The sequence below is a fragment of the Bacillus paranthracis genome (assembly GCF_024296885.1).
GTDB lineage: Bacteria > Bacillota > Bacilli > Bacillales > Bacillaceae_G > Bacillus_A > Bacillus_A paranthracis.
In genome coordinates, this window is the sequence record NZ_CP101135.1 from 5,086,846 (window position 1) to 5,098,473 (window position 11,628).

At 34.2% G+C, this 11,628-nt stretch carries 11 protein-coding genes; 5 read left to right on the forward strand and 6 right to left on the reverse strand.

The genetic code is table 11. The features are described from left to right. Positions 1-47: 47 nt before the first annotated feature. The 3 genes from cls to NLJ82_RS26385 all read left to right on the forward strand — a co-directional run bounded on the left by cls (position 48) and on the right by NLJ82_RS26385 (position 5,034). A complete protein-coding gene (cls, locus tag NLJ82_RS26375) occupies positions 48-1,241 on the forward strand; it encodes a cardiolipin synthase (protein WP_000465817.1) in 1,194 nt (397 codons plus the stop codon). A gap of 32 nt (positions 1,242-1,273) precedes the next feature. After that, complete coding sequence (uvsE, locus tag NLJ82_RS26380) at positions 1,274-2,227, forward strand: UV DNA damage repair endonuclease UvsE (protein ID WP_000605891.1); 954 nt, start codon at positions 1,274-1,276, stop codon at positions 2,225-2,227. Between the two features lie 128 nt (positions 2,228-2,355). Beyond that, positions 2,356-5,034 carry a DUF4084 domain-containing protein gene (locus tag NLJ82_RS26385; protein WP_002092573.1) on the forward strand — a complete coding sequence of 893 codons (2,679 nt, stop codon included), beginning with the start codon at positions 2,356-2,358 and terminating at the stop codon, positions 5,032-5,034. 17 nt (positions 5,035-5,051) lie between these two features. Here NLJ82_RS26385 and papR read toward each other — a convergent pair whose 3' ends face one another. Together papR and plcR are read right to left on the reverse strand one after the other, a co-directional pair. Next, positions 5,052-5,198, reverse strand: a complete 147-nt coding sequence (gene papR, locus NLJ82_RS26390; protein WP_000734741.1) for a quorum-sensing peptide PapR — start codon at positions 5,196-5,198, stop codon at positions 5,052-5,054. A gap of 88 nt (positions 5,199-5,286) precedes the next feature. After that, on the reverse strand, positions 5,287-6,144 hold the full coding sequence (gene plcR / locus NLJ82_RS26395; protein WP_000542922.1) for a transcriptional regulator PlcR: 858 nt from the start codon (positions 6,142-6,144) through the stop codon (positions 5,287-5,289). 415 nt (positions 6,145-6,559) lie between these two features. On the opposite strand from plcR, the gene NLJ82_RS26400 reads away from it, so the two are divergent. Next, on the forward strand, positions 6,560-6,883 hold the full coding sequence (locus NLJ82_RS26400; RefSeq protein WP_012644730.1) for a bacillolysin: 324 nt from the start codon (positions 6,560-6,562) through the stop codon (positions 6,881-6,883). Between the two features lie 12 nt (positions 6,884-6,895). Here the strand turns inward: NLJ82_RS26400 and NLJ82_RS26405 are convergent, their stop codons facing one another. Genes NLJ82_RS26405 through NLJ82_RS26420 form a run of 4 tightly spaced genes read right to left on the reverse strand, consistent with a single transcriptional unit; the run spans position 6,896 to position 10,259 of the window. Beyond that, complete coding sequence (locus NLJ82_RS26405) at positions 6,896-7,498, reverse strand: response regulator transcription factor (RefSeq protein WP_000619256.1); 603 nt, start codon at positions 7,496-7,498, stop codon at positions 6,896-6,898. Further along, the gene (locus tag NLJ82_RS26410; RefSeq protein WP_000570599.1) at positions 7,495-8,625 is read right to left on the reverse strand and encodes a sensor histidine kinase; all 1,131 of its coding nucleotides are present in this window, start codon (positions 8,623-8,625) and stop codon (positions 7,495-7,497) included. The genes NLJ82_RS26405 and NLJ82_RS26410 overlap by 4 nt, the downstream gene beginning before the upstream one ends. Further along, entirely contained in the window at positions 8,626-9,360 is a 735-nt protein-coding gene (locus NLJ82_RS26415; protein WP_001202425.1) for an ABC transporter permease, read from the reverse strand. Then, on the reverse strand, positions 9,357-10,259 hold the full coding sequence (locus NLJ82_RS26420; protein ID WP_000411149.1) for an ABC transporter ATP-binding protein: 903 nt from the start codon (positions 10,257-10,259) through the stop codon (positions 9,357-9,359). Before NLJ82_RS26420 ends, NLJ82_RS26415 begins: the two co-directional genes overlap by 4 nt. A gap of 158 nt (positions 10,260-10,417) precedes the next feature. On the opposite strand from NLJ82_RS26420, the gene map reads away from it, so the two are divergent. Continuing rightward, entirely contained in the window at positions 10,418-11,212 is a 795-nt protein-coding gene (map, locus tag NLJ82_RS26425; protein ID WP_002081265.1) for a type I methionyl aminopeptidase, read from the forward strand. The last annotated feature ends 416 nt before the right edge of the window (positions 11,213-11,628 follow it).

The following is an 11,628-nucleotide window of genomic DNA, read 5'->3' on the forward strand; positions in this document are numbered from 1 at the left end:
TTATAAAAAACAAATGGTGAAAAGACCGTGAAGGAGGGAATTTACTCATGTTCTTCTTATCTCTCTTATTAATAGGTATTGCTCTCTGGATTGTAATTGATCTTTCTTATGGGAGAATTGTTCATTTAAGGCGTGTACGTTCTCGTTCTTTCCCTTTACGTCAAAGTGATTTTCACCTTTATACATACGGAAAAGATTTGTATGACACTCTATTTACTGATATAAAACAGGCGAAACACCATGTGCATGTTTTGTTTTTCATTGTAAAAAACGATACAATCAGCCGAGAATTTTTAAAGTTACTTATTGATAAGGCAAAGGAAGGAATTGAAGTAAGACTTTTACTCGATAGATTGGGAAGCCATCATTTATCAAACGAGGCCGTTCACTCCCTACAAAAACATGGTGTCTCTTTTTCATTTTGTCACAAAGTAAAGTTTCCTTTTCCTTTCTTTTCTGCAAATCAAAGAAACCATAGAAAAATTACAGTTATCGACGGGAAAATTGGTTACATTGGGGGATTTAATATTGGTGAAGAGTATTTGGGACATAATGAGCGGTTAGGATTATGGAGGGACTATCATTTACGTCTTACAGGCGAAGGAGTACAAGATTTACAAAAGCAATTTTTACATGACTGGTTTGATGATACAAACCAAAATTTATTGGACGCTTCTCTTTATTTTCCGAAACAGCAACCCGGTACTATCGAACATCAATTTATTCCAACTGATGGTGCCTATTTACAACATACTTTTTTACATTTAATTGAAGGTGCAAAAAAGGAACTCTTTATCGGTACACCCTATTTCATTCCTGGAAGAAAAATTATGAACGCATTATTAGAAGCACGAAAACGCGGGGTTCAAATCACGATTCTCGTTCCAGAAAAAGCGGATCACCCCCTTGTTCGAGAAGCAAAATTCCCATATTGCCGAAAGTTAATACAAGCTGGCTGTAATATTTACGCATTTCAACAAGGTTTTTTTCACGCTAAAGTTATTATAGTTGATGACTATATCTGTGATATCGGAACTGCAAACTTTGATATGAGAAGTTTATATATTAACCATGAAATCAACTGCCTTTTATATGATGAACATTTTATACAAACAGTAAAAAATAAATTCCACGAAGATCTAGAAAATGCGTCATTACTTTCCTTGAAAGATGTTAGTCCGAATTCTCTCATTAATAGAGGCAAAGAATGGATAGGAACAATACTTGCTTTCTTCCTATAGGAAAGATAATGCATAAAGGAGATGTATTCATTATGATTATGCGTTTCGGATATGTCTCACATGCAATGGCACTCTGGGACTGTTCTCCGGCTAAAACGATGACATTTACAAGCTTTCAAAAGCTTAGTAAACAAGAACGAGAAGATAAATTATACGATGTTACGCGGCAGAATCTTGAGCATACAATACGTATTCTTCATTACAATATAGCGCATGAAATTCCATTATATCGCTTATCTTCTTCCATCGTCCCACTTGCAACACATCCCGAAGTCGAGTTTGATTACATCGGATTGTTCACACCGCTTTGGCGTACAATTGGGGCGTTAATTAAAGAACATAATTTACGAGTAAGTTTTCATCCGAATCAATTTACACTATTTACAAGCGACAAACCACACATTACGACTAACGCTATTACAGATATGACCTATCATTATAAAGTATTAGATGCAATAGGCATTGCAGATTCTTCTTATATTAACATCCATGTAGGTGGTGCCTACGGAAATAAAGAAAAAGCGGTTGAACGTTTCCATGACAACATAAAAAAACTTCCTGCACATATAAAGAGGCGAATGACACTTGAAAATGATGATAAAACATATACAACTGCTGAAACTTTATCTATTTGCCAAAAAGAAAAGATCCCATTCGTATTTGATTATCACCATCACATGGCAAATCTTTGCGAAGAACCGTTAGAAGAGTTACTTCCTGCAATTTTTGAAACTTGGTCACATACAAATATCGTTCCTAAAGTTCACATTTCCTCTCCTAAATCAAAAAAAGAATTTAGGGCTCACGCGGAATATATTGATTTAGAGTTTATTAAACCTTTCTTACACGTTGCAAAAAAAATCAATCATAATTTCGATATTATGATTGAAAGTAAACAGAAAGATTTAGCGATGCTGCAATTCATACATGAATTATCCTCTATAAGAGGGGTAAAAAGAATAAGTAGCTCAACATTACAATGGTAAATTGTAATGTTGAGCTATTTTTTTCAAAAAAAGTAATTTTTTTAGTAAAAAACACCCTATTTTATATGCTATGATTGGAATTAGCATTTTCCACCTGTGATTCAACTTTATTGAAACGGAGTCATAATATGATTAATCAAAAAAAATACGTACACTTTGTCATAATGTACATAATTATATTTTCTCTTTGGATATTTCTTATCCCTAAGGACTTAAATATAAAAGAAATTGGAATTCTCTTCTTATTTTGTTTTGCTACAATCTTTTCTTGCTATTGCCTATATAAAGCAATTAAGAAAATGAAGCGCGGTGACAAATTATTTTGGGTTTTGGTACTATGCACTTGCCTATGTGGATTGACAATGGAGATAACTCTATTTCTTCATTCACTTTCTATATATGACCAAGTCATATTCTCATATAAGGCATTGCCCTTTTTTATCGTACAATATATTTTGCTCTTTTCTGGCTTTGCTATAAAGTTCATAAAACATTATTCTATTAGAGGACTAGCTCAATTTTCATTCGATAGCATCTTTATCGTTATTATGAATATTTATTTTACCTTAACTTTTATTTTGGACATTTCAAGCTTTCGTATGTTAACAACAGATACCTGGGTTTTAATTGGATATTTTATTGCACAATCATTAGTAATCTACGCCGTAATTAGTCTATATAGAAGAGAAGAATATTCTTCTAGCAGAATTTCATTAATTATCGGCTTTACTATTATACTCGTGTACGGATATATACACCTGTTTCAATTAAACGCAGGGATAAAACCTTCTTCTGAAGTCTCTTACTTAATACATACTGCTTCGATTTTATTAATTGGTTTGTCATCCATACTATATATTTTAGATAAACCAATACAGCATGAAACGAAAACAAAATATTATCGGTTTGATTATGTGCGCTTTATATTACCTTATTTTAGTATAATCATTACTTTTTCTTTTATTATCTTTCAACCTTGGGATGATAAGTTCATGTTGATCGGTCTAGTATTATCTCTTATCTTATTATTCTTACGACAACTTTATATGTGGAAAGATAATCAGGCACTAATCGATACATACGAGCAGTTGACTACACAACTAGAAGATAAAGTAGAAGAAGGTGCATCTGCTTTATCAAAAAGTGAACAACGTTATAAATCTTTATTCGAAGATCACCCGGATGCTGTTTTCTCTTTAAATATGTATGGTATTTTCCAGCAGTCTAATACAGCTTGCGAAAGCTTATTTACTGCCTACTATTGTGAAGTAGAAAGCTATTCTCTTTTACACTTTATTGACCCAAAAGACCATGATTTACTGCAGAAAGCTTTACAACTAACGAAAGAAGGTAGACCACAAACTTTAGAAGTTCGTACAAAAGAAAAGGAAGGTTATTACTATTACCTTCACATTACACTCATCCCTACTTTCATAAACAAAGAAGTTGTTGGGATGTTCGGTATAGCACGTGATATTACAACTTTATATGAAAAACAAAAACAAGTAGAACATTTAGCCTTTCATGATGCACTTACCGGATTACCAAATCGCCGTAAGTTTGAAAAAGATTTAAAAAACATTTTAAATACCGCTCAGGCTAGCGCAAATGATGTTGCCGTCATGTTTCTTGATTTAGATCGATTCAAAAAAATTAACGATAGACTCGGTCATGACGTCGGAGACTTGTTATTAATTGAAGTAGCAAAACGATTACGCAGTTGCCTACGTTCAAAAGATGTCGTTGCTCGCCAAGGCGGAGATGAGTTTACAATTCTATTACCAGATATGTACTCAGAAAAAAGTGCGGCCTTTATAGCTGAACAGATTTTAAATATTTTAAACAAACCATTCTTCATTAAAGATGAAGAACTGTCTATTACACCAAGTATCGGAATTGCAATGTACCCTGATTGTGGAACTGATGTAACAGCATTAATGAAAAATGCTGATATGGCTATGTATCGCGCGAAAGCAAATGGAAAAAACCGATTTGTTTTCTTCTCAAAAGAAATGAGTATCGCTCAAAATGAGAGTAACTTCTTAGAAGGAGAACTTTCAAAAGCATTACAACAAAATGAATTTTTCCTTGAATACCAGCCACAAGTAAGCACAAAAACAAAACAAGTTATTGGTTTTGAAGCATTAATTCGTTGGAAACATCCAAAGCTCGGTATCGTATCCCCAGCCCAATTTATCCCTCTAGCAGAGGAAACTGGATTCATTATTGAACTTGGAAATTGGATTTTACGTACTGCTTGCTTAGAAGCGAAAAGATGGCATAATCAAGGTTTCTCTCACTTAAAAGTCGGTGTAAATTTATCTGTAGTTCAATTTAATCATGCAGATTTAATCCCAACTATTTCAAAAGTTTTAGAAGAAACAGAGTTAAAACCAGAAGCACTAGATATCGAAATTACAGAAAGTATCGCCATTAACCAAAATCAATCTGTAGTTGCAAAACTAGAACAACTTCAAAATCTCGGTATTCAAATTTCAATTGATGACTTTGGAACTGGTTATAGTTCTTTAGCTTATTTAACAAAATATCCAATTAATACATTAAAAATTGCTCGAGAATTTATTTGCGGAATTACAACTAGTCCTTTAGAGGAAGCGATTATTTCTTCCATTATTACACTATCAAAAGAACTAAATTTAGAAGTTATCGCAGAAGGTGTAGAAACCGAAGAACAATGGAAGTTTTTATATGAGCAAAACTGTGACCACATTCAAGGATTCTTTATTAGCAAGCCCGTTTCTAGTAAAGACGTTTGGAGGTTACTCCACAAAAAAACAACCGTCTAAGTAAGACGGTTGTTTTTTTAATATTCAAAAGGTAGGTCCGAAGCTAATTGTACCTCTTGATCATTATGAGAAATTACTTGGCTTTTCTCTAAAGCTGTATCTGTTAATGAAATACCCCATGCCATTGCTAACGTTAATAAACTACCAATAAGTAATTTTTTCATATTCCATCACCCACATTTTTTCTTTTAATATATCATGAAAATTTATCCATGCCGTATGCAATTATGCATATCCATTTTTTAGGGTTATTCATTGATTGATTTTATTTACGATTGCCTCTTTATATGCATGCATTTCTAATATATCAAAAAAGAAACTTGCTTTCTTATATGTATCTTCAATCTCTGCCTCATCATACTCCAACCTTTCTAGACATTCACCTCTTTGATAGTACAGCTGCCCAATTAATGCCATACTATTAATTCGGCAAGATATTTCAATCGCCTTATTCACTTGATATAAGGCTTGTTCATATTGATTATCTAAGTATAATGCTTTTGCATGATTATATCTTACCTTCACGTCGAATTCTTCATTATCATGCAATGACTCTAATTGTTTCAATATACCTTCAAATAACTCAATACTCTTCTTAAAATAGCCATTTTCAGCATAAATATTTGCGATTGCATTTTCTATATAGAGGTTTTGGTATACATCTATTCCAGCTAATTGTTGGTTTAACAATTTTTTCAATTCTAAAATACAATATTCGTAATCAATTTTCTTCAACATGTAAGCTGCTACATGATATTGCCATTGAAGAAACTGCTGGAATTCGGGATGATATTCTTCCTTTTTCAGCTCATTCCATACTCTATTATAAATCTCTTTATATTTTTTTTGCTTACATAGCGTAATGACTTGATCTTTAAACTGCTTTTTTCTCTCAATATCTGAATAAATGAGTACCTCATAAAAATGAATAATGGGAACTTGTAACTTTGCTGCAATACCTTGCAATATATCCATACTTGGGTATACTGCGCCTGATTCAATTCGGCTCACTTCCGATTGATGACATATGTTCTCGGATAACTGTTTTTGTGTTAATCCCCGCATTACCCTAATTTTCTTAATTTCACTTCCTAATTTTTCTGCGTGCATACTTACTCACCATCCCATTATAACAATATAATTTGTTAAGTTGTCATACCACTACAATAATGTGAGTTCGACAATTTTTGACATGAAATAATGCATAATATATATAAAATTCGGCAAATTCTTCATACAATTCGTCTCACATATAATAATAGATTAGTGGTTTTATAAATAAATTATAGAAGATTCGTCCGTGCCTTCGTTACATTCGGTCTTCTTTTTCCTTTATTAGCAGTAGCAGAAGTTATTCACACCCAAGAATTAGGCAGAAATGAAGTAAAATTTGAAATTACTTAGCCTAATTTAACGCTTAAAAAATTACACAACCTCAAAATGATACGAAAAAAACATACTGAAAAAGTATTTAAAAGGTGAGATAAATGAGGCAAAAGCTCAACAAAAGTGAATGACAACTGAAATGAATATAGATTCCCAACCTACAAATAAAGCAACAAAAGAAAATCAAACCGAAGCTCGCCTTGCACAAACATATAAAAACTATAAAGTATATGGCCAAGATCTCATTGTAAAAGTAGATAAAAATGGAGTAATCACAACTGTTAGTGGTAAAGTTGTCCAAAACTTAGATCAACAACCTAATCTTACTATAACAAATTTTTTGTCGAAAAATGAAGTAAAATCTAAATTACACGATATACTTCAAATCCTGAGCGATGCGACTGTGACGAAACTCTCTATCGAAATACTTGTTTATAAGAAAAAAGAAGTTTACCATTCATAGGTAAACTTCTTTTCATATCCATCCCTTTTCTTCCGCAATTGTAATTGCCTCAATTCTATTTTTCGCATCAAGCTTCGTTAATACTTCAGAAATATAATTACGTACTGTACCTGGCGAAAGATAAAGTGCCTTGGCAATTTCATTTGTCGTCTTTCCTTCTTTTGCAAGTAGCAATACTTCTTTTTCGCGATCCGATAACGGATTTTGCTCCTGCCATAAGCCGAACATTAAATCTTGAGAAATCTCTCGTTTTCCTTTCATTACATTACGAATCGATGCAGCTAAATCCTCGCTTGGGCTATCTTTTAATAAATATCCGTGCACACCAGCTTTCATTGCTCGTTCAAAATATCCCGGGCGCGCAAATGTTGTTAAAATCATTACTTTACATGCCGATTTTTCTTTCTTCAACGTTTCCGCAACATCTAATCCACTTTGAATTGGCATTTCAATATCCATAATGCTTACATCAGGCTTTAACGATTCAATTAGTTTTAGCGCCTCTTCCCCGTTTGCAGCCTGCCCAATTACTTCAATATCATCTTCTAGATCAAGCAGGGCCCCTAATGCACCACGAAGCATCCGCTGATCTTCTGCAATAATAATTCGAATCATGCCTTCACCTCATCTTTTCCTGTTCGAATAACAACTGGAACTTTTACTGTTAATAGTGTTCCTGGATTAATCGTACCTAGTTCAACAAATCCATCAATAAGAGCGATTCGCTCCTTCATACCACGAATACCATTCCCATCGTGATTTTGATCCGCTAAACCGATTCCGTTATCTTTTACTGTCAAAATCAACTCACCTTGTGATTCTAGTAAAGAAACTGTGCAATGCGTTGCCTTACTATGCTTTACAACATTCGTAACAGCTTCACGTAAACACATTCCTAAAATATTTTGTTCAATGGGTGATAGCAAACTTGCACTCGTTTCTTGTTTTATCTCTAATTCAATATTAGCAGCTTGTAAGATCGCTTTTATTTGCTCAAGCTCTTCTTCTACTGTAATCATGCGCATATCAGAAATTAATTCTCTTAGCTGCTTTAAAGCGGTACGAGATGTTTGTGTAATTTCTTTCGCTTCCACACTTGCGCGTTCTGGATTTTTCACAATCAACTTCTCCACGAGCTGACTTTTTAACGTAATAAGAGATAGCGTATGCCCGAGCGTGTCATGAAGATCTCTTGCAATACGCTGCCGCTCTTCACGTTTTACTAAGTCTTTAATTTGCTCGTTTGCTTCATTTAATTGATTTCTTAATATCTTTTTCTGATTAAAGTTGCGCATACCAAATGGTGTAAGAAGCATTAAAATAAACATCGGTACGATATTTATTAAACTTGTAGGTGTTAGTTGATTCATATTTATAAATACAAATGCTCCAAGCATTACAACTAACAAACATAGTAATACCCGAAATGCTTTCTTACTTGGTGCAAATCCCATCGCACTTGCCGTGAAAAAGCCAAAAAATATCATGAAGGGATTATAAAATAAAGCAAATAAATAGATAAGCACCATCTGTATACATGCCCACAAAACAAACGTCTTCTGAACAAAATAAAGTTGACGGTATGTGATAATAAAAAGTATCAACATACCGCTCCCTAGCACAAACTTCCATCCTGACACTTGCGCTAAATGGTAAATTGGAAATAATAAATACACAAGAAACATATACGGAAAGAATCCCATATGCTTCGGAAAAATCTCAATCCTCTTCTTCTCTATCATTTATACCGCTTCCTGTCTTTTTCTTATATATATTGATACTACAACAAATATAAGGAAATAACCTCCTAATACCGCGATATTTTCCCATCCAATTGATTTTCCAGCAACAATATCCCATGCACCACTTCCAAAATGGTATGTTGGTGTCCATTCACCGATAGATCTTAATATTTTCGGGAATACTTCGATTGGCATCCATAAGCCACCAAGAATTGCTAAACACATATTTAAAATATTTGCTAAGCCCGCAGCAGCATCCGCCTTCTTAATAGAACCTATTACTGTTCCTAATGCTAAAAATGGTGTTACACCTAACAACAACCATAATCCAGCACCAATCCATTGCCCTACTGTTAACTCAACATGATTAATTAATATTCCTGCGATAAAGATAACTAAGATTGAAAAAGCATTTACTACTGTTTGAGCGATGATCTTTGCTGTTATATACGCTCCCTCTGGAAGTGGTGTAATTTTCAACAAATGTGTCCACCCTTGCCCTTTTTCCTGAGAAATCCTTACACCGAAACTAAAAAGTGCTGTCCCTACAATACTAAACGTCGCCATTGAGATTAAATAATGCGCTTTCCACGCATCTCCGTTTTGTGGCACTTGAACAACATTTGTGAAAATATAGTAAAACATAACTGGCATTAATAATGAGAAAAAGATAAATAATTTATTACGGAATGTACGTAAAATTTCTATTTTGCATTGCATCCATAAAGCTCTCATGCGATCTCCTCCTTCTGATTTGCGACAAACTGTTCAAATGCTTCATCAAGACTTCCACGTTCAACGGAAACATCTGTTACAGGTAAGTTCTTTTGATAAATTGCTTTTAACGTTGCATCTGTATCTTCAGTTGTTAAAGTGAAGTGCCCTTCTTTTGATTGTACTTCTGTTACGTTTGGTAATTCTTTTAGTAATTTTGCCGGAATACTTTCCTTCGAATAAAACGTGATTGTTTTTCTTGAAATCGTTGCCTTCATCTCATTCGGTGTACCATCCGCGATAATCTTTCCGTTCGCAAATAATAAAATACGATTCGCCAATGCATCCGCTTCTTCTAAATAGTGCGTCGTTAAAATAATTGTTTTCCCTTCACTTGCTAACTTTCGAATCGTTTCCCAAAACGTTCTTCGAGACGTAATATCCATTCCAACCGTCGGTTCATCTAAAAATAGCAAATCTGGATTTCCTGCAAGTGCGAGTGCAAAATTTAACCTTCTCTTTTGACCTCCTGATAATTTCTCACATCTTTGCTTTCGCTCCGATTCTAAATTTGATAACTGTAGTAACGTTTCTTTCGCTACCGGATTCGTATAATAACTACGGAATAACTCAATTGCCTCTTCCACTGTAATGCTATCAATGACACTTACTTCTTGTAACATCGCGCCGAGTCTATTACGAACATCTCTATGCTTTGGACTCTTTCCAAATATAGAAACCGTTCCTTCCGTCGGATCCTTTAATCCAAGCATCATCGACATCGTCGTCGTTTTCCCTGCACCATTCGGTCCAAGCAATGCTACGATTTCTCCTTTATTCACATGAAATGAAACGTTATTTACTGCTTTTTTATGTTTAAATGTTTTAGAAACACTATTTACTTCAATAATCTTTTCCATCTCTCCACCCCCGCTGTTTCTTATATTTACATTGTATTCCTTGGAAAACTTAGGAAACAGTATGATGCGTCATGACATCGATATGACAATTGTCATGTATTCTTTATGAGAGGAATCAATCCACCATACTGCAAGCGAGTAGCAGGACGAAAATAAACATGATACAATCGGGTAAGATATATATTCGAGGAAGGACAGTGGTTTTCATGATTATTCGTAATGAACAAGATTTAGAAGGCTTACGAAAAATCGGCCGCATCGTTGCGCTTGCACGTGAAGAAATGAAAAAAGAAGCGAAGCCAGGTATGACAACGAAAGAGCTTGATTTGATTGGCAAAAAAGTATTAGATGAGCATGGTGCTATTTCTGCGCCTGAAAAAGAATATGATTTCCCTGGCGTAACTTGCATCAGTGTAAATGAAGAAGTTGCTCACGGTATTCCAGGTGATCGTGTATTAAAAGAAGGCGACCTTGTAAATGTCGACGTATCTGCAGCACTTGATGGTTATTATGCAGATACAGGTATTTCATTTGTACTTGGAGAAGATGAAGCAAAAGAAAAGCTTTGCCAAGCAGCTGTTGATGCCTTTTGGGCAGCAATGAAAAAGGTGAAAGCTGGTTCAAAACAAAACCAAATTGGTCGTGCCGTTTCAAACTTTGCACATAAAAATGGATATAATGTTATTCAAAATTTAACTGGTCACGGTATTGGTCTTAGCTTACATGAAGCACCAAACCACATTTTAAGCTATTTTGATCCAATGGATAATGCGCTTCTAAAAGATGGTCTTGTTATCGCTGTAGAGCCATTCATTTCTATGAAAGCTGATCACATTATCGAACGTGGCGATGATGGTTGGACATTCGTTACACCTGATAAAAGCCTTGTTGCACAATGTGAACATACAGTTGTCGTAACACGTGGCGAACCGATTATTTTAACAGAAGTATAAAAAAGAACCGCTTCTTACTAAGAAGCGGTTCTTTTTACATACTTTTTTGAAAAGAAGCAATACGGTTGAACTCTTTTTCATTTACGTATATAATTTTTAACGAAGGTTTGATGATTATCTCTTATAGAAGATAATCAAGGGAGTACCTTCTTTTTTTATTTAACAGCATCGATTAAAGTAATGCGTTCTATTTATTATAAGACGCTGTCTTCACTTTAATCTACGAATTGTATACTCTTTTAGATAGTACATATTTTCTTCATTCTGACCAAATTCAAGCTACATTTTATCACTACCTCAATACGAAAGAACTTTTTACAATGAGATACATTATTTTGGTTAGTATGTATCGTAAAACTCACCTTTATAACGATTCTTTACACATTGCAAGAATACAAATCCTTATAAAATAGTTT